The sequence below is a fragment of the Ruegeria sp. CE6 genome (genome assembly GCF_056537485.1).
In genome coordinates, this window is record NZ_JBQFRR010000003.1 from 159362 (window position 1) to 180329 (window position 20968).

23 protein-coding genes, 1 tRNA gene and 1 pseudogene are annotated in these 20968 nt (G+C 54.8%); 12 read left to right on the plus strand and 13 right to left on the minus strand.

Annotated features, from left to right (window positions below):
* Positions 1-54 precede the first annotated feature (54 nt).
* Both ACR0DK_RS14690 and ACR0DK_RS14695 read right to left on the minus strand, forming a co-directional pair.
* Entirely contained in the window at positions 55-1668 is a 1614-nt protein-coding gene (locus ACR0DK_RS14690; protein ID WP_223117489.1) for a mechanosensitive ion channel family protein, read from the minus strand.
* Complete coding sequence (locus ACR0DK_RS14695) at positions 1665-2987, minus strand: mechanosensitive ion channel family protein (protein WP_170567857.1); 1323 nt, start codon at positions 2985-2987, stop codon at positions 1665-1667. The genes ACR0DK_RS14690 and ACR0DK_RS14695 overlap by 4 nt, the downstream gene beginning before the upstream one ends.
* 963 nt (positions 2988-3950) lie before the next feature.
* Here ACR0DK_RS14695 and ACR0DK_RS14700 point away from each other — a divergent pair.
* Together ACR0DK_RS14700 and ACR0DK_RS14705 are read left to right on the plus strand one after the other, a co-directional pair.
* Positions 3951-4103, plus strand: coding sequence for a hypothetical protein (locus ACR0DK_RS14700; RefSeq protein ID WP_223117490.1), 153 nt, complete (start codon positions 3951-3953; stop codon positions 4101-4103).
* A 144-nt stretch (positions 4104-4247) separates the two neighbouring features.
* Positions 4248-4478: a hypothetical protein gene (locus tag ACR0DK_RS14705; RefSeq protein ID WP_223117491.1), complete on the plus strand. Its 231-nt coding sequence runs from the start codon at positions 4248-4250 to the stop codon at positions 4476-4478.
* Between the two features lie 431 nt (positions 4479-4909).
* Here ACR0DK_RS14705 and ACR0DK_RS14710 read toward each other — a convergent pair.
* The 5 genes and pseudogenes from ACR0DK_RS14710 to ACR0DK_RS14730 all read right to left on the minus strand — a co-directional run.
* A pseudogene (locus ACR0DK_RS14710) lies at positions 4910-5086 on the minus strand (integrase); the annotation flags it as partial.
* Between the two features lie 56 nt (positions 5087-5142).
* Entirely contained in the window at positions 5143-5919 is a 777-nt protein-coding gene (locus ACR0DK_RS14715) for a nuclease-related domain-containing protein (RefSeq protein WP_223117493.1), read from the minus strand.
* Between the two features lie 234 nt (positions 5920-6153).
* On the minus strand, positions 6154-6591 hold the full coding sequence (locus tag ACR0DK_RS14720) for a helix-turn-helix domain-containing protein (RefSeq protein ID WP_370644341.1): 438 nt from the start codon (positions 6589-6591) through the stop codon (positions 6154-6156).
* 63 nt (positions 6592-6654) lie between these two features.
* Positions 6655-6730, minus strand: a tRNA-Ala gene (locus ACR0DK_RS14725).
* 137 nt (positions 6731-6867) lie between these two features.
* Positions 6868-7191 (minus strand): TIGR02300 family protein, encoded by a 324-nt coding sequence (locus tag ACR0DK_RS14730; protein ID WP_170395552.1) that lies wholly within the window; start codon positions 7189-7191, stop codon positions 6868-6870.
* 100 nt (positions 7192-7291) lie between these two features.
* On the opposite strand from ACR0DK_RS14730, the gene ACR0DK_RS14735 reads away from it, so the two are divergent.
* The 3 genes from ACR0DK_RS14735 to ACR0DK_RS14745 all read left to right on the plus strand — a co-directional run bounded on the left by ACR0DK_RS14735 (position 7292) and on the right by ACR0DK_RS14745 (position 9904).
* Positions 7292-7984: a M48 family metallopeptidase gene (locus tag ACR0DK_RS14735; RefSeq protein ID WP_255612001.1), complete on the plus strand. Its 693-nt coding sequence runs from the start codon at positions 7292-7294 to the stop codon at positions 7982-7984.
* A 30-nt stretch (positions 7985-8014) separates the two neighbouring features.
* A complete protein-coding gene (locus ACR0DK_RS14740) occupies positions 8015-8662 on the plus strand; it encodes a GntR family transcriptional regulator (protein ID WP_170395556.1) in 648 nt (215 codons plus the stop codon).
* A 111-nt stretch (positions 8663-8773) separates the two neighbouring features.
* Positions 8774-9904 carry a lytic murein transglycosylase gene (locus tag ACR0DK_RS14745; RefSeq protein WP_170609137.1) on the plus strand — a complete coding sequence of 377 codons (1131 nt, stop codon included), beginning with the start codon at positions 8774-8776 and terminating at the stop codon, positions 9902-9904.
* Between the two features lie 4 nt (positions 9905-9908).
* Here ACR0DK_RS14745 and ACR0DK_RS14750 read toward each other — a convergent pair whose 3' ends face one another.
* Positions 9909-10871, minus strand: coding sequence for an acetyl-CoA carboxylase carboxyltransferase subunit alpha (locus ACR0DK_RS14750; protein ID WP_170395560.1), 963 nt, complete (start codon positions 10869-10871; stop codon positions 9909-9911).
* Here ACR0DK_RS14750 and ACR0DK_RS14755 point away from each other — a divergent pair.
* Entirely contained in the window at positions 10870-11826 is a 957-nt protein-coding gene (locus ACR0DK_RS14755; protein ID WP_255612002.1) for an AraC family transcriptional regulator, read from the plus strand. The genes ACR0DK_RS14750 and ACR0DK_RS14755 overlap by 2 nt on opposite strands.
* A 1-nt stretch (position 11827) precedes the next feature.
* Here ACR0DK_RS14755 and ACR0DK_RS14760 read toward each other — a convergent pair whose 3' ends face one another.
* Positions 11828-12424 (minus strand): LysE family translocator, encoded by a 597-nt coding sequence (locus ACR0DK_RS14760; RefSeq protein WP_170423576.1) that lies wholly within the window; start codon positions 12422-12424, stop codon positions 11828-11830.
* Positions 12425-12496: 72 nt separating this feature from the next.
* On the opposite strand from ACR0DK_RS14760, the gene ACR0DK_RS14765 reads away from it, so the two are divergent.
* Both ACR0DK_RS14765 and ACR0DK_RS14770 read left to right on the plus strand, forming a co-directional pair.
* The gene (locus ACR0DK_RS14765) at positions 12497-12949 is read left to right on the plus strand and encodes an Lrp/AsnC family transcriptional regulator (protein WP_170513733.1); all 453 of its coding nucleotides are present in this window, start codon (positions 12497-12499) and stop codon (positions 12947-12949) included.
* 118 nt (positions 12950-13067) lie between these two features.
* A complete protein-coding gene (locus tag ACR0DK_RS14770) occupies positions 13068-13646 on the plus strand; it encodes a PA14 domain-containing protein (protein ID WP_170395568.1) in 579 nt (192 codons plus the stop codon).
* Positions 13647-13685: 39 nt separating this feature from the next.
* On the opposite strand, the gene ACR0DK_RS14775 is transcribed toward ACR0DK_RS14770, so the two are convergent.
* Complete coding sequence (locus ACR0DK_RS14775) at positions 13686-14648, minus strand: L-malyl-CoA/beta-methylmalyl-CoA lyase (RefSeq protein ID WP_480736811.1); 963 nt, start codon at positions 14646-14648, stop codon at positions 13686-13688.
* A 295-nt stretch (positions 14649-14943) separates the two neighbouring features.
* Between ACR0DK_RS14775 and dgcN the strand changes: the two genes are divergently transcribed.
* The 3 genes from dgcN (at position 14944) to ACR0DK_RS14790 (ending at position 17850) form a co-directional block, all read left to right on the plus strand.
* Positions 14944-15945: an N-acetyltransferase DgcN gene (dgcN, locus tag ACR0DK_RS14780; protein WP_170395572.1), complete on the plus strand. Its 1002-nt coding sequence runs from the start codon at positions 14944-14946 to the stop codon at positions 15943-15945.
* A 68-nt stretch (positions 15946-16013) separates the two neighbouring features.
* Positions 16014-16979 (plus strand): N-acetyl-D-Glu racemase DgcA, encoded by a 966-nt coding sequence (gene dgcA, locus ACR0DK_RS14785; protein ID WP_480736816.1) that lies wholly within the window; start codon positions 16014-16016, stop codon positions 16977-16979.
* A gap of 10 nt (positions 16980-16989) precedes the next feature.
* Positions 16990-17850 carry a D-amino-acid transaminase gene (locus ACR0DK_RS14790; RefSeq protein WP_480736819.1) on the plus strand — a complete coding sequence of 287 codons (861 nt, stop codon included), beginning with the start codon at positions 16990-16992 and terminating at the stop codon, positions 17848-17850.
* 44 nt (positions 17851-17894) lie between these two features.
* On the opposite strand, the gene ACR0DK_RS14795 is transcribed toward ACR0DK_RS14790, so the two are convergent.
* The 3 genes from ACR0DK_RS14795 to ACR0DK_RS14805 form a co-directional block, all read right to left on the minus strand.
* Entirely contained in the window at positions 17895-18209 is a 315-nt protein-coding gene (locus ACR0DK_RS14795) for a DUF1244 domain-containing protein (protein ID WP_170612782.1), read from the minus strand.
* Between the two features lie 114 nt (positions 18210-18323).
* The gene (locus ACR0DK_RS14800) at positions 18324-18563 is read right to left on the minus strand and encodes a DUF6868 family protein (protein WP_170395580.1); all 240 of its coding nucleotides are present in this window, start codon (positions 18561-18563) and stop codon (positions 18324-18326) included.
* An 87-nt stretch (positions 18564-18650) separates the two neighbouring features.
* Positions 18651-19388 (minus strand): N-formylglutamate amidohydrolase, encoded by a 738-nt coding sequence (locus ACR0DK_RS14805; RefSeq protein WP_170423585.1) that lies wholly within the window; start codon positions 19386-19388, stop codon positions 18651-18653.
* Positions 19389-19506: 118 nt separating this feature from the next.
* Between ACR0DK_RS14805 and pyk the strand changes: the two genes are divergently transcribed.
* Complete coding sequence (pyk, locus tag ACR0DK_RS14810; RefSeq protein WP_170395584.1) at positions 19507-20952, plus strand: pyruvate kinase; 1446 nt, start codon at positions 19507-19509, stop codon at positions 20950-20952.
* Positions 20953-20968: the final 16 nt, after the last annotated feature.

Consider the following 20968-nt stretch of genomic DNA (forward strand, 5'->3'; position numbering starts at 1 on the left):
TTATACAATACGAAGCTTAAGCACTGACACTGATAACCTATAGCTGAATGCAGTTTATTCAGCGTGATGAGCAAGCTTGCCGTCCCATTCCTCTGACGAAACTTTGGGTTCCGGCGGGTCCGCAATGTACGACGGTGTCATTATCTGTGTTCCGTTTTCATTAAACACATCGACAATGTTTTCGCGCAAATCGGACAAAATCTTAGGCAAGCTCGATCCGCGCGAAGTGTATGCGTTGATCTCATAATTGATTGCGTAGTCAGCCAGCTGCGTCCAAAGCACAAAAGGTTCAGGGTTCTTTCTTAACCCTTGAGTACGATGAGCTGCCTCTATCAGCATCGCTTTGATTTTCTTTGGTGGCTCCTCGTATCCGATCCCTACTGTCGTGTGAACCAACAGCCCTCGACCATCCACTTTGCGCGAATAGTTTACGACTTCGGAGTTGAGCAGCTGTGCATTTGGAATGCTAATCATCTCGTTCTTTATCGACTTAATGAGTGTTTCCATCAGTTTGATCTCGGTTACATCCCCAATCTTGTCGCCAACCTGAATTCGATCACCGACATTGGTACTGCGTCTATAGATGACAAACAGACCGGCCATCATATTCGAGACGACCGTGTTCGACCCTAACGATACCATGATACCGGCAAGGATAGTCAGGCCTTGGAAGGCTCGAGAGTCAGATCCGGGAATATAAGGGTATGCAAACACCAGCGCGATAACAATCAGCAAAGCCCTGCACAGCATTTTTGTTGGTGCAATCCAATGATCTTCAAAATCTTTCAGTTGGAAAGCGCCGCTCTCGACGTTGTCGAAAAAAAGATCGAGGCCTCGAATTCCCAACCGTGTCACAGCTGCGATGATTGCGAGCATGATCAAGTTGGGGATATATTCAACAATTGCCAAAACGACGGTTACGAGCGGCTCGCTGACATACTTCAAGAGGATCTGGGCAATGCCCTGGGTCTCGGCAAAGGAGAGCAGCACCAATGAAAGGTAGTAGTAGAAAAAGAACAGAAACAGGACCCACATCAATATGTGTATTGAATAGACGATAATCGACGCGATTGCCCTGCTTCTCAAGAGCGATTTCGTGGCTTCCTCAACACCTTCAGCTCTCTTTTCCAAGATGTTTCTAAAGTAGTCTAATAACATTCGCCGTTTCGCAAAAAACGCATAAGAAGTGAGGGCAAAGACTGCTGTCCAAGCAAAGGCAGCCATCGCACTATCTACTCTGCCCTCATTGGACCGAGCATCTCGGTATTGAAGGATTGCAGCCTCAATCGCTTCGGATTGAAGCCCAGCTAGAACTTCAATAGCCATTTGTTCGTGCTCTGCATCAGCTTGGGTGGTTATCGTAACCATCTGCCCGTCAACGCGTATCATTTTCCCAAATTCGGCGTCCGATATCTCAAGCTGAACTGAAGCTTTCGCAGATGCATCGGCGACTTGAGCGATCCGCTCCTCAATTTTTCTCGCTCGTTCGGTTGCGGGCAGCGCACTTGAACCGCGAACCACGAACAATTCTTCGCCATCCACTATGACCGGCGCAATAAACTCGGGATCCTCTCTCTCTTCAGCCGGTGCGAGGATTTCTTCAGACTGAGCAAGCGCTACAGTGCAGGAAAATAGAAGAGGCAGTAACCATAGCGTAAGAGCCCTCATGATTTTGCTCCTTCTGCGGGAATAATATGCACATCGCGTTGCGGGAACGGTATAGATATGCCTTCTTTATCAAACCGCTCTTTTGCTTGACCGGTCAGGTCCCAATAAACGGTCCAATAGTCATCAGACTTGGACCATGGACGGCAGAAGATGTTGACGGAGTTGTCTCCCAACTCACCCACGAAAATTTCTGGTTCTGGTGCCTTCAGACAAAGCTGGTGATGCGCAACCAAGTCTTTGAGCACTTCAATTGCTTGGGCAGCGTTGTCCGAATAGGCGATGCCAAAGACCAGATCGACCCGACGTTCTTCGGATGCACTTACATTGGTAATGACATCCCCCCAAATCTTGCTGTTCGGAACTATAATAATCTGGTTGTCGAATGTTCTGATCTTGGTTGAAACCACCGACATCTCATCCACAAACCCAGATGAACCGCCCACTTGGATATAGTCGCCAGTGTCGAATGGCTTGAGGACCATGATCATCAGACCGCTTGCGAGGTTTCCCAGCGTTTCCTGCAATGCGAAACCTAGGATGAACGACAAACCACCGAGCACGGCAAAAAGCGGTGTGACGTTAACTCCGAACAAAGCTAAAACGACGAGTATACCAAGGACGAAAACGGCCCAGTATACGGCGGTGGCAATGAAGCGTTTCAGCATTCTGGAGATAGTTGGAATTTTGTTCAGACCCCGTTCAGTGACCCGGCGCACCATCCGAGCAATGAACATCATGGCCCAAACTGCCAACAAAACACCCAGACCGGCCATCAGCAGGCCTACGCCACCATCCCACGAGAACAACCAGGCCCAAGCGTTCTGAAAAAGCGTTTGAAGGTCGGTAGTTTTTAGGGCTCCCGTTTTCAACGCGAGAATATAGTCAGAATGTGGTTCTAGATCTTCCGCCTTCGCGCCTTTCAGGGCCCATGCTTCGAGCACCAGACGATAGTTGTTGAGAGTTTCTGATCCAGAGTCGTTCAAAGAGGACAACTGAGAGCGCAAGTTGTCTTCCCGAGCTCCGCTCGCCGACCGAAGTTGCAAGTTTACTTGCGCGACTTCTTCGAGCCGAGAGCGCACATAACTCTGCCAAGTACCAGCGACTTGGGAAAGCTCTTCCGCGGTTAGGGGAACAAGTAGGATCTCGAGATCGTCAGCCGCAATCATCTCATCAACGACTGCATTTTTTAGATCGTCATTCTCGACTTCCACAGCCTCTTGGTCGGCCTCAGTCTCTTGCGCGCCGGCAGGAAAAGCACTCGCTAATGCCGTGAACCAAATGAATGACCAAATCTTCAACGTTCTCAGTGCTCGTCTCATCTGTCTGTCCCTTACTTCTTTAACGGTCGAAGAGAGCACACACAGATGCAACAAATCCAGACTTATGTTTATGTTTGAATATTTCCTTGTGACGAACCCCACGGATTTTTTGGGTCGCCGTAGATATAGAGAACCTCTCAAATTCGCGGAACCACAGATCTGCGACTGAAACAGAAATTTCCGCAAAGGGGTCATAGACTTGCCGTGCACGTAGAATTGGGAGCCTTTTCCATTAGACCCATTAAACCGAGAATAACGGCCTCCTGGCGACACCACTCACTTGCGTCTCCAGGAGGCAACCAGACAAGTCTGGCGAATGCGCGAGCAACAGAGGTAATACAAATTCGCCACGCATTCGAATACTTGAATCTAAAATACAACAAATCAAGTAATTTTACGCGCGCCAAAAAGTTTGCTCTCGCGTGCATGAGAAATTCTTGTTTATTCCAGCTTACACGTCCGCTTCAGAAAACGTGGCGGCGCTGTGCAGATGGCGGGTGACGAACTTTGACTGTAGCGAACAGAATTTGCGCTCATGCCAACTTGGTTGACTAACAGCGGCCAACCGCACATTCGACTTAGTCTGGCCAGTCCCATGGTCAGACTAAATCCCCGCGTTGCCCATCATCCCAGATAGAGGTGACGCGGGGAACTTTGATCCATCTTTCAATCAGTACCGTAACACCAACACCCCAAAACTACCGCCCGCGTTGTTAACCTGGTTTCCCTCCGAACGATGCGGGTTTTTTTTGGGGGGGATGGGGATATAATGAGTTTCCATTTTGCAGAGCGACCGACTGGACCTTCTACTTCTGGTTTGGTCGATGGCGCACGTGTTGGCCTCATTACCACCTGCTTTTCAAACCATTCGAAAGGACGCAGCCATTCATTTTAGTTTGAAGATTCGCGTTTTCGGTTTTCCCTCACATCTTCATTCTGCAATATTATAATGGGATTGTTCCTATGAAAACGACAACTAAGACCCTTGTTGCCGCTGCCGTTCTTGCATGCGGAGCAACCGTAGGACATGCTAAGGACAAAAATATTCTGCCAAAAGACAACGCAGAGTTCGTAAACTATGGCGAGGAATCCGGCTGGAATGTGTTTGTGGATTAGAGCCGAAATACTTGCCTGATCGAACGGGTGGATGAAAATACCAACGTTGTTCAAATGGGTCTGACCCCAGACAAAGATTTTGGCTACATGGGTGTTTTTACAAAGGCAGACATCGAATTTGAGGATGATAAAGTCTAGCTGCTCATGGACAACAAATTATACTATGGCGATACAACAGCGGCGCCACCTAATTTGGCGGACGGGTACAAAGGCGGTTATCTCATTGCCAACAATCCCGACTTCGTCACAGACGTGATGGAGCGCGAAACCATGATTGTAATGCCACAGTCTATTTTTGCCTTCGAATTAAGCCTTGCTGGCACCAAGAAGGCAATTGAAGCGGCGCGTGAGTGCAATGCTTCTCTGACGAACTGATCGGTGTCGATACTTCAAGGCCGTCCACTTTGTGGGCGGCTTCGTTTGTGACTGCGCGAACCCTGTGTATCGAGGAAGCCTATAATCGATTTCAGGCTTCAATTTCGATCAACTCTGTTTTGTAACTTAGATAGTTTGTCCCTTTGTTCCAAAATAACTTCTTAGAGGCGCAAAAATACGTCCGCTTCGGGCTCGAAGGGGACGTTCGCCTCACTTTACATGAGTGACTGCTTACTTCCCCAAGCACTCACATGGGAGTGAGCGATGATGCCCCAGTTACTGACCTGAGCCCGATGATCCTTGCGGGAGATTCAACTCAATCGACGACGATGGTGACGCTCGTCTCGGCTCGAAAGTCCGGTGGAAAGTCATCACTTATGCGACAATTGCCAATCACGAAATGCGGACGACTCTTGCTGCTCGCTCAATCTTCAAACGTCGATCTTTTCTGCGATATTCAGCGCGTCTTCCAATTCAACGCCAAGATATCGAACTGTGCTGTCAACCTTGGTGTGGCCAAGCAAAAGCTGCACCGCGCGTAGATTACCTGTTTTCCGGTAGATCAGTGCCGCTTTTGTGCATCTCAGCGAATGCGTGCCGTATTTGCTCAATTGAGGGAGGGCTTAAGCTGAACCGAAAAACGGACAGCATTTTCTCCAACCTTCTAAGTAGCCTTTCGTGTTCCCCGGCACTTGGGAAATTCCACGCACCCAAAGAAAGCACTACCCGATTTCCTGTTAGTGCGTTTGACCATATTAGCGCCGCATCTCGGGCAAGATGTTCGGCCTATTCGCCCGCTAGGCCTGTCTGTCGAGCTTTTTACTTTGGAAGCAGCCATCCTCTCCAGGTTTTTCAGGTGTTCTTTCTTCGTCTCCCTGCTGTTTTCCAATGCTATGTTGCGTAGTTTCGCTACGTACGCGGTCACTTGTACGTCCGAGAGTGCAATCTTCTTCTCGACTGCAATTAGCCTTCCGAGGTCTTGCAGTCCCCAAGCGACGCTTTCTGGCATCGCCGTTTTTGGTCGGGCCGAGCCCGTAAACACCACAAAGTTGTGTAAAAGACTTTCCTCAATACCCAAGATGACTTGGACGGCCTTCACGTGGGCATAGTTCTGCCGAAGCGGATTTTGAAAACTGCGGCGCTTGCCGCCTTTTAGCACTTGGGTCCAACTACGTTGGTCGGAACTGCCAAAAATCCAACCGGACATGTTCTTTGTCTCAACAACAAAGATGCCATAGCGAGAGATCAGGAGATGGTCGATCTGAGTAGTGCCACCGGCTACGGGAAGCGTTAAATCGGACAAGACCTGATAGTCTTTTTCGTTCAATACTGATGTGAGTGCTGAATGCACCCGACGTTCACCTCTGGCGCCTTTTCTTTCAGGTGTATTGTAACTTGCTTCAAGTGCCCAAAAAGCGGATTTCAACAGGAATTTTAGCATAACAATTCAAACCATTCCTTTGTTGAAGTTGATCTAACGCTGCACTGCTGTGCACCAGGCTCAGAATTTGAATGGACATTTTGTTACTTGGGTTTTTTGAAGTGCGACCGCTTGTTAGCGGGCGCCAAAAGGTTGTTAGATTATGACAAATCTGGTGCACCCTAAGTGCAAAGAAGATAGATTGTTTTGAGCAATGCGCACCAAACAAGAGCCTTTATACATCTCGAAGAAAAGCTATTGTCGAGCACTAAGTATCCGATACACGGACGCCCGACCTATACCCAGCCTACGCGAGATTTCCGTAGCGCCGATCCCTTCACTTGCAAGAGCAATCACATCAACCGACTTTGCCTTTGCCGTAGGTTTGCGACCCTTGTACTTACGCGTCTTTGCCTTATCTAGTACTACCGCAAAGTACTTATACACCTGTGTGCGCAGTTCGCCGTGGTTCATGCCCGATGCTTCTATGTGCTTTGTTATTGTGTCGCCGCACACTGCAAGACGCCGTGCCAGAGTACCAGCCTCTTTAGGGCGTCGAGTACGTAAAGACACCCGAAGGGTCCTACGTGTGGTGCATGGTCTAGTGTGGGGTTTTGGTCTTGTGTCGGGCAGTGGCCAACGGAAGTAATAGATGCCGTGTCTGGACAGTGAGAGATACGCATGCAGCTTCATTTTGTGTCACGCCTGTGTGTCACACCGCTCTAATGCTTGCTATCCAGTTGTATTGTTAGGTTTTGGTGGAGCCTAGGGGAGTCGAACCCCTGACCTCTTGCATGCCATGCAAGCGCTCTCCCAACTGAGCTAAGGCCCCATAAAGGTACCGTCGTAACGGTGGACGGACGTTTATGAGACGCCGTCGATGAGTGCAAGTCCTAAAATCGGAATCGGCAAAAAATTCAGACCGACTTCGCGGACCGGGTCGAGGCGGCGGGGCCGCCTCGGGATCCATCAGTTTTCGTCTTCTGACGACATGTCCTTTATATCGTCTAGTGAAACGTTGTCGCTGTCGTCATCGTCGTCTAGCAGATCGTCGTCCAATTCGACATCGACATTATCGTCATCATCCAAAACGATGTCTTCGTCCGACGACGCTTCGCGCGCCTTGACCGATGCGGCATCTTCAGCATCCGCGGCGATCATCCGGCTTTTTCCGGTATCCAGCTCCACGACCTCGCCGGTATAGGGGCTGACGATCGGGTCCTTGTTCAGGTCGTAAAAACGTTTGCCGGTTGTCGGGCAGACACGCTTTACGCCCCATTCTTCCTTGGGCATATCAAATCCCCTTGATATCAGGTGAATCTCATCAATGATTCAGGTCACCTGCCACATGCGGCAGGCACTGTCAAAGCCTTTGCGCAAAGGAGGCCCACCCATGGGGCGACACGCATTGCCCGGAACGCCTCCGGTGCCACTGACACTGCGCAAATCGGCGCGCGCACGGCGGATCAGTTTGCGAATTTCCCAATTGGATGGACGGGTTACGCTGACCTACCCGACAGGGGTGGCTGAAGCCGAAGCGCTGGATTTTGCACAACAGAAAGAGGGTTGGATCCGCGGGCACCTGCAGGATCGACCCAGCATTGAAGCAGTTGGCGTAGGGCAGTTCATTCCGATCGAGGGTACGGCGCGGCGAATCGTTCCTGCATCGGGGCGGAGGGTCTTGCTGAGTGGCGATGCGATCGGGGTTCCGCCCGGTGCTGAAGCACGGCGACTAGCGCGGTTTCTAAAAGAGCTTGCCCGCGATCGTCTGACCGGTGCGTGCGATGATTACGCGGCGATGCTGGGGCGGTCGTACAGTAGCCTTACTTTGCGCGATACGCGTTCGCGCTGGGGGTCGTGCAGTTCTGCGGGCGGGTTGATGTTCTCGTGGCGGTTGATCCTCGCCCCGACAGAGGTTCTCCATTATGTGGCCGCGCATGAAGTGGCGCATCTTGCCGAAATGAACCACTCACCTGCGTTCTGGGCGCAGGTCGAGCGTATTTTTGGCCCTTACAAAGAACCACGCCGCTGGCTGCGAGACAACGGGGCTGAACTGCACAGATATCGCTTCGACTCCGTCGCTTGACCTCGGCGCGATTTGTGATCACATAAACTCATGTTAACCTCACGCCCCGCCGAGTCTCATACGGCAACCCATGATCGCGTTTATCGCGCCCTCAGATCCCGCATCATGCATGGAGAGATTGCCCCGGGGCAGGCGTTGACACTGCGCGGGATTGGCAAGGAATTCGGTGTGTCGATGACTCCGGCGCGCGAGGCGGTGCGGCGTCTGGCGGCAGAAGGTGCTTTGTTCCTGTCCACCTCCGGTCGGGTATCAACGCCGGAACTCACGCGCGATCGGATCGAAGAGCTGGCGGCGCTGCGCGCGCTGCTTGAGGTTGAACTGGCCAGCCGGGCCCTGCCGCGCGCGCATATGGCGCTGATTGACCGGTTGCAAAGCATCAACATGGCAGTGGCCGAGATGGTCACGAAACGCGATGCGGTGGGATATATCCGTGCAAATCTGGAATTTCACCGCACGCTGTATCTACGCGCACAGGCCCCTGCGATGCTTGCCATGGCCGAAACTGTCTGGCTGCAGCTGGGTCCCACGATGCGTGCCCTATACGGTCGGTTGCGGAGGACCGAGCCACCGCACTACCATCGTCTGATCATCGCAGCGCTCAAGGCCGGGGATGAGCCTGGATTGCGACTAGCAGTGCGTTCGGATGTGACCCAGGGCTTGCGGCTGCTTGTGACCTGAGCGGCTTGTTGCCCATCTTCCAATTCAGTTGATTTCGGATGTCGCTTTGCTGGCTTGAGCGACCGGGCTGCGCTATCCTGAACGCAAATCACAACAAGAGCAGATTTAACCATGATTAATCGAAGAGTGTTTTCCTTAGGGCTTGGGTCAACCTTGTTGGCGGCCTGCTCCACAGGCACGGCACCCAACAGTGCCCCGGCTTCGCGGATGCGTGCGGTTCCGAACGCAGGATGGGATGCCTGGGTGGCCAGTTTCAAAAATCGGGCAGCGTCGCAGGGCATTTCACAGACGACCCTTAACCGAGCGTTTCAAGGCGCAGGATATCTACCCGACGTGATCGAACGCGATCGCAATCAGGTGGAATTCAAACGCTCGCTTGAGGATTATCTGGCGATTGCTGCCTCGGATGAACGGATCAACACTGGCAAGCAAATGCTTGTGCGGCATGCAGGAACCCTGTCGCAGATCGAAGCCCAATACGGTGTCGACAAAGAGGTCGTCGTGGCTGTTTGGGGCCTGGAAAGCCGCTATGGCGCACGGCGGGGCGATGTACCGGTGATCTCGGCAACGTCGACTCTGGCCTATGACGGGCGGCGCGGAGCGTTTTTTGAGAAGCAACTGGTGGCAGCGCTGAAGATCATTCAAGAGGGCGATACGACCCCGGCTAACATGACCGGCAGCTGGGCCGGAGCGATGGGCCACACACAGTTCATTCCGACGTCCTACCTTGCTTATGCAGTCGATTTCACCGGCGACGGGCGGCGCGATATCTGGTCCGATGACCCAGCAGATTCACTTGCGTCAACGGCTGCTTATCTGGCACGTGCCGGTTGGGTGCGAGGGCAGCCTTGGGGCGGTGAAGTGGGCACGGTTTCGGGCACGCCGGCGGCAGTGCTGCAACCGCAGACGCCCGGCCCACGTATTGCTGTGTTCCGCAATTTTCAGGTGATCAAGCGCTACAACAATTCGGACAGCTACGCGATCGGCGTGGGTCATCTTTCTGATCGCATTGCTGGCGGCGCGCCGTTCCAAGCGTCATTCGGGCCGGATGCGACCGGTTTGACGCTGGAGGATCGTAAAGAACTGCAGCGCCGCCTGACATCCGCAGGCTATGACACACAAGGCGCAGATGGTGTTATCGGCAAGAATACTGAGGCGGCAATTAGCGCCTACCAGCGCGCCAACGGGTTGTCCGTGACTGGCCAGCCTTCGGTGGCTCTGTTGCAGCGGTTGGGTGGCTGACGGGTTAAGCCGCCAGCCCTTTCGAACCGATATCCAGGAACTTCTGACGGCGGTCCTTGATCAGGGCTGCCGCGTCTTTCCCATCAAGCTCTTCCAGCATCGAGGCAATTGCAGACCGCACGGCTTCGACCGCCGCCGGGCGGTTGCGATGTGCACCGCCCTTGGGCTCGGTGATGATGTGGTCACAAACGCCCAGCTTGTGCAGATCCTGAGCGGTAAGGCGCAACGCCTCGGCGGCCTCGCGCATCTTCTCGGCATCTTTCCACAGGATCGACGCGCAGCCTTCGGGCGAAATCACCGAGTAGACCGAATGCTCCAGCATCGCTACGCGGTTCGCAGTCGCAAAGGCGACCGCGCCACCCGAACCACCTTCGCCGATGATTACGGACACCAAAGGAACGCCAATCTTTAGGCACATCTCGGTTGAGCGCGCGATCGCCTCGGACTGGCCACGTTCTTCCGCCCCCTTGCCGGGATAGGCCCCAGCTGTATCGATCAAGGTGATTACCGGCAGGCCAAAGCGGCCTGCCATTTCCATCAGGCGTACAGCCTTGCGATAGCCCTCGGGGCGGGCCATGCCGAAATTGCGTTCAATCCGCGATTTGGTATCGCTGCCTTTTTCGTGGCCAATCACCATGACGGGTTGATCGTTGAACCGCGCCAGACCGCCAATTACCGCCAGATCGTCGGCAAAGTTCCGGTCACCTGCCAGTGGGGTGAATTCGGTAAACAGCGCATCCACGTAATCGTTGCAGTGTGGACGTTCAGGATGACGCGCCACCTGACATTTCCGCCATGGGGTCAGATCGGCATACAGCTCGTCCAGAAGCTTGGCGGCCTTGGCATCCAGCGCGGCGGCCTCTTCCGTCACATCCATTTCTTCATTGGCACGGGCCAGCGCGCGCAGCTCTTCAGCTTTGCCTTCGATCTCGGCCAGCGGTTTTTCGAAATCCAGATACTGGGTCATGACGCCTCTCAACGCGGAAGTTCCCTGCTATATGACCAAAGGTGGTCCGGGATGCAACTCAGCAAGATTTGTGGTCGCGGAATATGCGACCACGGACGGGCAAAGAGAAGGAAGGATACCGAAGGCCGCCAGCTACGAAGATCGCGTGTTGCGCGTGTTGGCCTACATCCATGATCACCCCGCCGGGGATCTGTCGCTGGATGCTTTGGCCGAGGTCGCAGCCATATCGCGGTTTCACTGGCATCGCGTGTTTCGCGCCATTACTGGCGAGACCTGCGCGCAGGCCACCCGTCGGATACGCCTGCACCGTGCCGCCTGCTGGCTGGTGCAAACAGACAGACCGGTTACGCGGATCGCGACCGACATTGGCTATCCGAACCAAAAATCCTTTGCGCGGGGCTTTTCCGAGGCCTACGGCAGCAGCCCCACCGCGTTTCGACGTGCGGGGCAAATACTGCCGGCCCATCCAATGTTCAAAACCGGAGGATATCCGATGCATCCCGTAACAACCCGAACCGAACCGTCCCGCCGAGTCATAGCGCTGCCACATAAAGGGGCGTATGCCGAGATTGGCCGCAGCTTTGAGGCCTTTGGTGCCCTGTGCGAATCCCGCAAGCTGTGGCCGCAAGTCGGCCCGATGATCGGGCTGTATCTCGACAGTCCGGACGATGTGCCCGAGGATGATTTACGCAGTTTTGCAGATGCTGAATTCTGCGGTGATGATACGCCCGAGGGGATGGAAGACCTTGAAATTCCGGGTGGCAAAACAGCGGTGCTGACCTTCAAGGGCCCTTATTCCGGCCTTCACGGCGCGTATCAGACATTATTTGGCAATTGGTTGCCCGAGTCTGGCGAAGAACCTGCGGACCATCCGTGTTATGAGATCTATCTCAACGATCCACGAGAAACGGCCCCCGAGGATATGTTGACAGAAATTTGCCTGCCGCTCAGGTAACCTAATTCGGCCACAGCACCGGATAGAGCGAGGCCACAAGCAGGGCCGCCATCGTCCAGTTGAATACCAGCAATCGGTGCGGGTTCGTCAGGATTCGCGCCATTTGCTGTCCAAGAACCGTCCAGGTGCTGACCGAGGGTAGGTTAATGGCGCCGAACACCAGCGCGACCAGCAGAATCGCGTTGATCGTTTGGTCGGGCGCATAGGCGGCTGTCGCGGTCAGCGCCATCGCCCAGGCTTTTGGGTTGACCCATTGGAAGGCTGCAGCTTGCAGAAACGTCATCGGGGTGCCCGCAGCATCGGCACCTTTTGCGGGCGCTGCATGGGCGATTTTCCATGCCAGATACAGCAGATACAGAACCGAAAGAACTTTCAACACGGTATGACTAATCGGATACCGGTCAAAGACCTGAACCAGCCCCGCCCCCACCAGAAGCACCATAAAGGTGAAGCCCAAACCGATACCCAGCATATGCGGGATCGTGCGGCGAAAGCCGAAATTCGCACCTGATGCCATCAGCATAAGGTTGTTGGGGCCTGGAGTGATTGACGAGACAAAAGCAAACGCGATCAGGGCCATCAGGATATCGTAGGTCATGGCTGCATTTTCTCGCTGAACCCGGCAAATGAAATTGCGTATTCGTGCGTTCAAAGGTTAATGTTGCAATAAATGGCGAAGATTGATCAGATCAACCAACATATATTGCAAGAGCTTTCGCGGGACGGTCGCATCAGCAACCTCGATCTTGCCGAGCGGGTGGGCCTGTCGCCCTCCGCTTGCTTGCGCCGGGTGCAGGAGCTTGAGCGGGCAGGGATCATTTCCGGCTACCGAGCAGTGCTGAACCCGGCGGCGCTGGGGGTGGGTTTCGTTGCCTATATCGGCGTTGGTCTGGGCGAGCACACAAAAGCGGCGCAGGAAGGGTTCGAAAGGGCCTTGCAACAAGCGCCCGAAGTGGTGGAATGTCACAACATCACCGGCACGATCGAATACCTGTTACGGGTCGAATGTGCCGATCTGCCTTCCTACAAAACCTTCCACACCGAGGTGCTGGGTACACTGCCGCATGTGACCTCGATCACCTCATATGTTGTGATGGGATCGCCTAAGGATATGCGTGCGTGACCATTAAAAAGTGATTTTTAACCATCTTGCGAGGTCAAAGTTCAGCGCCTAGTGTCATCTCAACAGGATCGTCGGCAGGGATTAACCCCGAAGCAGGCGCAAATTCAGGGAGTAGACCATGACATTTTTCCGCACCGGAGCGCTGGTGGCTGCCTTGGCAATGTTTGCCGGCGCTGCGACAGCAGCACCTTTGAAGTTACAGCCAGCTAGCCCTCAGCCCAGCCCAAAAGCCGGCTTGAACGTAAAATACAGTTGGGAAGGTAACCCGCCTCGCAAAATCCAGAACCTCTCGAAGGTCAATCATCTATTGAAGAAGGCAAAGCCGGGTCAGCCCCTCAGAGGTTTGGACTACAGAGACACGAACGAAGGTGATCCTGTCCTGACCTACAATCAGGCGTTCAATGTTGCCGCGGAAATCAGCGGATATATCCGCTTTGATTCACCCGGAGTTTACGAGCTTGAGACCTGGTCGAACGATGGGATTGACGCCTGGGTCGGCGGTCAGCAGATCGGCTATGTCAACGGCCGTCAGGGCTGCGAAGCCAACCAACGCACCGAGGTCGAGGTGCCGCAGGCGGGTTGGTATCCAATCAAAATCAAGTATTTTCAGAAATACGGTACATCCTGCCTGATGATGAAATCAGGAAAGAAGGGTGAGCGTTTCACATGGACACCAAACAATGTATTTGGACGCTGATCAGATCGATTGGGGCGCTCAGCTGAGCGCCCTTTTTTCTTAGCTACCCGCCGCGATTAATTCCGCCTGCGCCACAATAACCTCGGCTTGCTTAATCGAAGCGATATCGACCAAACGCCCTTTGTAGACCGTCGCGCCTTCGCCGTTGGCTTTTGCCCGTTCCATGGCAGCCAGAATCTCTCGCGCTTCGGACACTGCTTCATCCGACGGTGTGAAGACCTGATTGGCCAATGCGATTTGCTTGGGGTGGATGGCCCATTTGCCGACCATCCCCAGTGTGGCAGACCGTTTGGCCTGCGCGATATAGCCCTCATCATCCGAAAAATTGCCGAACGGACCATCCACCGGCAGCACGCCATGGGTGCGGCAGGCGGCGACAATTGCGGCCTGCGCCCAGTGCCACGGATCGGACCAGTGCTTCTCACCCTCGCGCAGCATATAGTAGTTTTCCTGCGTACCCCCGATGCCGGTTGTTTGCATGCCCATTGAGGCTGCAAAATCTGCGGCGCCAAGGCTCATGGCCTGCAGGCGCGGGGATGAGGCTGCGATTTCTTCGACATGCGCCAGTCCGGCGGCGGATTCGATGATCACTTCGAATGAAATTGGCTTGGTTCGGCCCTTGGCACGCTCGATTGCGGTAACCAGCGCGTCCACGGCATAGACATCGGCCGCGCAGCCTACCTTGGGGATCATGATCTGATCCAGACGGTCGCCTGCCTGTTCCAGCACATCAACCACGTCACGGTACCAATAGGGTGTATCCAGCCCATTGATCCGAACCGACATGTATTTATTGCCCCAATCGACTGTGTTCAGTGCCTCGATTACGTTAGCGCGAGCGGTATCCTTGTCGGAAGGAGCCACCGAATCTTCTAGATCCAGATTAATGACGTCTGCAGCTGATGCTGCCATCTTGGGAAATAGCTTGGTGTTCGAGCCCGGGCCAAACAGTTGGCAGCGATTGGGCCGGGCCGGAGCGGCAGGTTGGATGCGGAAGCTCATTTGGACCTCATGCGAGTAAGGAAATTGCGTTTAGGGTTGGTCATGGGATATTAAATTGCGCAATGCTGCGCAAGCGTGATTGTGCATATGCGGCAATGCGTATGCAGCATGATTGAAGATACTGGCAAAATGGGGTGCTTAAAGTTTGATCAGTTTAAAAACTTCGAACAATCTTGTGCAGGAAAGCCCAAATACGCAAAAACTTCCCGCTGTGGGCGGGCAGGCAAGAAGAATTTGAGAAACCCTCGTCAAAACGGTTCTCTAGCTTAAGCCAGAATCAAAGGAGTGCACCGCAATGATCGAGACACCGTACCTGTTGTTTTTGGGCGATGCGCCCGACTTGTTGGCGGCCAAAGTGGCCATTGGTATCCGGGACTGGCGTCCTGAGAATGCCGTGGGTCAAATAAGGCTGGATGGTTGCAAGACTGATTTGGGTCTTACCGAAATGACACTTGCCGAAGGTAAAGCTGCTGGTGCCAAGACTCTTGTCATTGGTGTTGCCAACCGGGGTGGGGTCATCAGTGAGGCCTGGAAAGAGGTTCTGATCGCAGCGTTGGAAATGGGTTATGATCTGGCGTCGGGCCTACACAACCTGCTGCGCGACGAAGGCGATCTGGTTGCTGCGGCGCAGACTCACGGCTGCACATTGCACGACGTCCGTGTACCGACCGTAGGATATCCTATCGCAAACGGCCGCAAGCGTACCGGTAAGCGGTGCCTGGCCGTTGGAACCGACTGCTCTGCCGGCAAGATGTACACTGCGATGTCCATGGACGCTGAAATGCGCAAACGCGGCATGAAATCCACCTTCCGGGCCACCGGTCAGACCGGAATTCTGGTCACGGGTCAGGGCGTCCCGCTGGATGCGGTTATCGCCGATTTCATGGCGGGATCCGTTGAGTATTTGACACCAGACAATGATCCGGATCACTGGGATCACATCGAAGGGCAGGGCTCGTTGTTCCATGTGTCCTATTCTGGCGTCACCATGGCGCTGATTCATGGCGGTCAGCCCGACGCGCTGATCCTGTGCCACGAGCCGACCCGGACCCATATGCGAGGATTGCCTGAGTATTCGCTACCGACGCTGGAGCAGTTGCGCGACACAGCACTGCCGCTGGCGCGCGTGGCAAACCCAGAGTGTCAGGTTGCAGGAGTGTCGATCAACACCCAGCATCTGAGCGAAGACGACGCACACGCATACATCGCCAAGGTTGAGACCGAGATGGGTATCCCAGCAACCGATCCTTACCGGTTTGGTGCCGGTAAACTGGTGGATGCGCTGGCCGCACTGTGATCTAAGCAGGTTGCCGATCGCCCCTTGCTGTCGGCAACAGACACCACTTTCGATGAAAGGTTGAACGCGTGCAGATTGACGTTTCCCGCGATGTATTTCGGCTGGCGCAGGTATTCACTATCTCGCGCGGCTCACGGACCGAGGCAAAGGTCCTGACGGTTCGGATCTCGGATGGTGTGCATCATGGTTGGGGCGAATGCGTGCCCTATGCGCGCTATGACGAAACGCTGGATTCAGTCGAGGCCGAGATTGCCGGCCTGCCCGACGTATTCTCTCGCTATTCCCTGATGGATCTGCTGCCTGCCGGCGCGGCTCGGAATGCAGTGGATTGCGCGCTTTGGGACCTTGAGGCGAAACGCTCCGGCAAACGGGCGTGGGAGCTGGCGGAACTTGCCGCACCGGGGCCTGAAGTTACGGCCTATACTCTTTCCCTGGACACTCCCGAGGCAATGCAGGCACAGGCGGCAGAAAATGCGTTCCGACCCTTGTTGAAGATCAAACTTGGTACACCGGACGACATGCCTCGGCTTGAGGCCGTGCGGGCTGGTGCGCCGGACTCCAAAATCATTATCGACGCCAATGAGGGTTGGTCTGCTGAAGTGTACGCCGATCTTGCGCCGCATCTTGTGCGACTGGGCGTTGCTCTGGTTGAACAACCTCTGCCAGCCGGTGAGGATGATGCGCTGATCGGTATGGATCGTCCGGTGCCGGTATGTGCCGACGAATCCTGTCACGATCGGGCCAGCTTGCCTGCGCTAAAAGGCAAATATGATGTGGTGAACATCAAACTCGACAAGACCGGCGGTCTGACCGAGGCGCTGGAGCTGCGCAAGGCCGCGCTGGCCGAGGGCTATGGCATCATGGTCGGATGCATGGTTGGAAGTTCGCTGGCCATGGCACCTGCAACGCTGGTGGCGCAGGGCGCGATGGTGACGGACCTTGACGGACCGCTTTTGTTGGCAGAAGACCGCGACACACCCCTGATTTTTGATGACGCCGGAGTGCATCCGCCCAAAGCGGCACTTTGGGGCTGAGGAGAAGAACATGACCCGCACCGTTTATGTAAATGGCGAATACCTGCCTGAAACCGAGGCAAGCGTCTCGATCTTTGATCGAGGTTTCCTGTTTGCAGACGCCGTCTACGAAGTGACCAGTGTGCTGGATGGTAAGCTGGTCGATTTCGAGGGCCACGCGGTGCGGCTGAAACGCTCGCTGGACGAGTTACAGATGGCTGAACCCTGCAGCAAAGAAGAACTTTTGGAAATCCATCGCAAACTGGTCGAGCTGAACAACATCGAAGAAGGTCTGATCTATCTGCAGGTTTCGCGCGGCAGTGACGGCGACCGGGATTTTGTGTTTCCGTCAGCGGATACCAAGCCTACGCTGGTTCTGTTCACGCAGAATAAGCCAGGTCTGGCCGACAGCCCCGCGTCGAAGAAAGGGGCCAAGGTCATTTCGATCGATGACATCCGTTGGGGCCGCCGCGATATCAAAACCGTGCAGCTGCTGTATCCGTCCATGGGCAAGATGATGGCGAAAGCGGCTGGCTGTGACGATGCCTGGCTGGTTGAAGATGGCTATGTCACCGAAGGCACCAGCAACAACGCCTATTTCGTCAAGAACGGCAAGATCGTCACCCGCCCGCTGTCCAACGACATTCTGCACGGCATCACCCGCAAGGCGGTTCTGCGCATGGCAGCCGAGGCGCAGATGGAGATTGAGGAACGCCTGTTCACCATCGGCGAGGCGAAAGAGGCGGATGAGGCCTTCACCACTTCGGCCAGCGCCTTTGTCATGCCGGTGGTTGAGATTGATGGCGTGGCACTGGGTGATGGCACGCCGGGCCCGATTGCCAAACGCCTTCGCGAGATCTATCTGGACGAAAGCCGAAAGGCCGCAATCTAAAGCAAAGGCCCGCCAAAACGGCGGGCTTTTTCGTTTTCGGGGCGTCAGCCTTTTTTCGTGACGTTCTCGTCAAACGCGACCTTGAAGGCGGCTTGTTTCTCGGCGTTCGCTTCGGTCTGGTAGTTGGCCTTCCACTCATCCATGGTCATGCCATAGAAAATCTCGCGCGCTTCGTTTTTGTCCATGTCGATGCCCTTGGCATTGGCGGCTTCCTGATACCAGCGCGACAGGCAATTACGGCAGAACCCGGTCAGATTCATCATATCGATGTTCTGTACGTCGGTGCGATCCTGCATCAGATGCTGCTGCAAACGGCGAAACGCTGCGGCCTGAAGTTCGATTTCAGTTTGCTTGTCCATTGTCGGGCTCCGAATGATTGTCTTGCGATCTGGACCTGACCTAGCAATCCGTGGGCCATGTTACAACGAACAGGAGAGGCCCTAAGGCCCCTTGGAACGTCAGGTTTGGATGCTTTATGCCAGTTTGAGGGCCAACCACGGCACAAGGCAAAAAATGATTGTCAGGATTTTGTAGTTCGCAAGATACCTGAAATAGGCCCTCTTTACGTCGGCCCGCTCCATTTGGAACATTCTGCCATGTACGCCTGCGATCCAGTCCTGCATGATGATGATCATCAGCGTGCTGAACAACAAAACCGCAATGTTAAGGGCGGTCATCCAGCCGAAGACAGTTGTCAGGAATTCCTGAGTCATGGTCGTCTCCTTTCCCTTAATATATGGGTGTCAGTATATTGGCTCACAATATTTCGAGGATCGGAAGCGGCATGAAGTGACCTTACGTTATAGTCCGCTATCGTTCAGTGCATCCTGCAGAATAACGGCCAATCGTTCGGCCCAGCTGCGTTGCCCATCATGATCCGCAATCAGATCATTACGCAGCTCGATCAGTGCATTAGGACGGCCGAAACTGCTGCAATGCTTGTCGATCGCATCGCCGGGTAGCACACCTGTATAGGGTTCATTTACCCCAACGCACAGATCATCCTCGGCGTTCAACCGGTTGATCAGCGGGCGCGAGAACCGCTCATCCGGTGTGTGCAAGACGCCGATGTGCCACGGCCGAGGATCGCGGCCACGGAGCTGGCGCGTAAAGGAATGCATCGAGATGATGACCGCATGCGGCAGGGCCGCAAGCTGCGCCAGCGCATCGTGATAGGGCCGGTAACACATATTTAGACGACGCTCACGCTCGGTCGCATCTGCGTGGCGGTTACCGGGGATGATCGAGCCGTCATAGAGCTTCATCAGCAGCGTCGGATCGTCCTCGCCCCGGTTGGGGTCAATTACGAGGCGCGAGAAGTTGGCTGCGATTACGGGGGCGTTCAGGACCTCACCCAGATGCTTTGAGACCTCGTAGGCGCCCACGTCATAAGCGATATGGCGTTCCATATCTTCGCGCGGCAGGCCCAGGTCTCCGCCGTTGATATCGGGCGGCACCATGTTGGTGGCGTGGTCGCAAGTAATCAGCCAACGCGACGGGCGATCCGCGCCGTGAACAAAAAACGGAGAGTATGTCATGAGCCTGTCATCTTGTTTGCCGCAGGTGTAGGACAGTTGCGTTGGAAAGGGAATTGCGCAATAAGCAGCCTGAGCAATGTTTGCGGTAACATTTACGCGTTTGAGGAGAGCCTGATCAATGCGACGCCTGAGAAATGTGAAAATCGTGGCGACGCTGGGACCGGCGTCCAATGACTATGACACCATCCGTGCGCTGCATGAGGCCGGGGCCGATGTATTCCGGCTGAACATGAGCCATGGCAGCCACGATGAGATTCGCGAGAGGCACCGTATAATCCGGCAGATCGAAAAGGATCTGGAAAGCCCGATCGCGATTCTGGCTGATCTGCAGGGGCCAAAGCTGCGCGTTGGCGTGTTTGCAAATGATGCGGAAGAACTGGAGGAGGGCGCCGCATTCCGTCTGGATCTTGATCCGGCAGCCGGGGATATCACCCGGGTCTGCCTGCCACATCCCGAAATTTTTGCCGCATTGGAGCCAGGTGCGCGCCTGCTGGTCAATGACGGAAAGATTCGTCTGATCGTGCAGGATTGCGGTCAGGATTTTGCACATTGCACGGTCGAAGTCGGTGGCACGATTTCGAACCGCAAGGGTGTGAACGTGCCTGACGTGGTGCTGCCATTGGCAGCGCTGTCGGCCAAGGATCGCGACGATCTGGAATTTGTCTGCCAACTGGGTGTGGACTGGTTGGCGCTGAGCTTCGTTCAGCGTGCCAAGGATGTGTTCGAGGCGCGCGCACTGGCGGATGGCCGAGCATCGATCTTGTCCAAGATCGAAAAACCTGCTGCGGTCGAAGCTTTTGACGATATCCTTGACGCCTCAGACGGGATCATGGTTGCGCGGGGTGATCTGGGCGTCGAACTGCCTGTTTCGGCAGTCCCCCCGATCCAAAAACGTCTGGTGCGTAAATGCCGTACAGCCGCGAAGCCTGTGATTGTCGCAACCCAGATGCTGGAAAGCATGATCGAAAGTCCAATGCCCACACGGGCCGAGGTTTCAGACGTGGCCACCGCGATCTACGAGGGTACCGATGCAATCATGCTGAGTGCTGAATCGGCTGCTGGTTCTTATCCCATCGAGGCGGTTCAGACGATGAACAAGGTTGCCATCGAAGTTGAAGCTGACCCAACCTACACTCAAATTATTGCCGCGTCGCGTACCGCCAAGGGTACGACCATCGCTGATGGTATCGTGGCTGCGGCACGCGAGATTGCTGAAAAGACTGACATCAAAGCCATCTGCTGCTTCACTCAAAGCGGGACCACCGCCTTGCTCACCGCCCGTGAGCGTCCCGGTGTGCCTATCATCGCGATGACCCCCGCCACCGGCACCGCCCGCAGGCTTTGCCTGAGCTGGGGTTGTCATTGCGTCTTAACCCCTGAACAAGAGCGGTTCAAAGGTGCGGTCGTCAGCGCCGCTCGCGCCGCCCGTTCGGGTGGTTTCGCCGCTGAAACTGATCAGATTGTGGTCACCGCCGGCGTCCCTTTCAATGTTCCTGGCACCACCAACATCTTACGTATCGCCCCTTGTGATGAACGGCTGATCTACAACACTGATCCGGGCTAAGCCCGGATCACCACTA

Excerpts from the sequence above, each read along its gene's own strand:
- ACR0DK_RS14690 (WP_223117489.1), bottom strand. The coding sequence starts at position 1,668 with ATGAGGGCTCTTACGCTATGGTTACTGCCTCTTCTATTTTCCTGCACT.
- ACR0DK_RS14695 (WP_170567857.1), bottom strand. The coding sequence starts at position 2,987 with ATGAGACGAGCACTGAGAACGTTGAAGATTTGGTCATTCATTTGGTTC.
- ACR0DK_RS14700 (WP_223117490.1), top strand. The coding sequence starts at position 3,951 with ATGAAAACGACAACTAAGACCCTTGTTGCCGCTGCCGTTCTTGCATGC.
- ACR0DK_RS14705 (WP_223117491.1), top strand. The coding sequence starts at position 4,248 with ATGGACAACAAATTATACTATGGCGATACAACAGCGGCGCCACCTAAT.
- ACR0DK_RS14715 (WP_223117493.1), bottom strand. The coding sequence starts at position 5,919 with ATGCTAAAATTCCTGTTGAAATCCGCTTTTTGGGCACTTGAAGCAAGT.
- ACR0DK_RS14720 (WP_370644341.1), bottom strand. The coding sequence starts at position 6,591 with ATGAAGCTGCATGCGTATCTCTCACTGTCCAGACACGGCATCTATTAC.
- ACR0DK_RS14730 (WP_170395552.1), bottom strand. The coding sequence starts at position 7,191 with ATGCCCAAGGAAGAATGGGGCGTAAAGCGTGTCTGCCCGACAACCGGC.
- ACR0DK_RS14735 (WP_255612001.1), top strand. The coding sequence starts at position 7,292 with ATGGGGCGACACGCATTGCCCGGAACGCCTCCGGTGCCACTGACACTG.
- ACR0DK_RS14740 (WP_170395556.1), top strand. The coding sequence starts at position 8,015 with ATGTTAACCTCACGCCCCGCCGAGTCTCATACGGCAACCCATGATCGC.
- ACR0DK_RS14745 (WP_170609137.1), top strand. The coding sequence starts at position 8,774 with ATGATTAATCGAAGAGTGTTTTCCTTAGGGCTTGGGTCAACCTTGTTG.
- ACR0DK_RS14755 (WP_255612002.1), top strand. The coding sequence starts at position 10,870 with ATGACGCCTCTCAACGCGGAAGTTCCCTGCTATATGACCAAAGGTGGT.
- ACR0DK_RS14750 (WP_170395560.1), bottom strand. The coding sequence starts at position 10,871 with ATGACCCAGTATCTGGATTTCGAAAAACCGCTGGCCGAGATCGAAGGC.
- ACR0DK_RS14760 (WP_170423576.1), bottom strand. The coding sequence starts at position 12,424 with ATGACCTACGATATCCTGATGGCCCTGATCGCGTTTGCTTTTGTCTCG.
- ACR0DK_RS14765 (WP_170513733.1), top strand. The coding sequence starts at position 12,497 with ATGGCGAAGATTGATCAGATCAACCAACATATATTGCAAGAGCTTTCG.
- ACR0DK_RS14770 (WP_170395568.1), top strand. The coding sequence starts at position 13,068 with ATGACATTTTTCCGCACCGGAGCGCTGGTGGCTGCCTTGGCAATGTTT.
- ACR0DK_RS14775 (WP_480736811.1), bottom strand. The coding sequence starts at position 14,648 with ATGAGCTTCCGCATCCAACCTGCCGCTCCGGCCCGGCCCAATCGCTGC.
- dgcN (WP_170395572.1), top strand. The coding sequence starts at position 14,944 with ATGATCGAGACACCGTACCTGTTGTTTTTGGGCGATGCGCCCGACTTG.
- ACR0DK_RS14790 (WP_480736819.1), top strand. The coding sequence starts at position 16,990 with ATGACCCGCACCGTTTATGTAAATGGCGAATACCTGCCTGAAACCGAG.
- ACR0DK_RS14795 (WP_170612782.1), bottom strand. The coding sequence starts at position 18,209 with ATGGACAAGCAAACTGAAATCGAACTTCAGGCCGCAGCGTTTCGCCGT.
- ACR0DK_RS14800 (WP_170395580.1), bottom strand. The coding sequence starts at position 18,563 with ATGACTCAGGAATTCCTGACAACTGTCTTCGGCTGGATGACCGCCCTT.
- ACR0DK_RS14805 (WP_170423585.1), bottom strand. The coding sequence starts at position 19,388 with ATGACATACTCTCCGTTTTTTGTTCACGGCGCGGATCGCCCGTCGCGT.
- pyk (WP_170395584.1), top strand. The coding sequence starts at position 19,507 with ATGCGACGCCTGAGAAATGTGAAAATCGTGGCGACGCTGGGACCGGCG.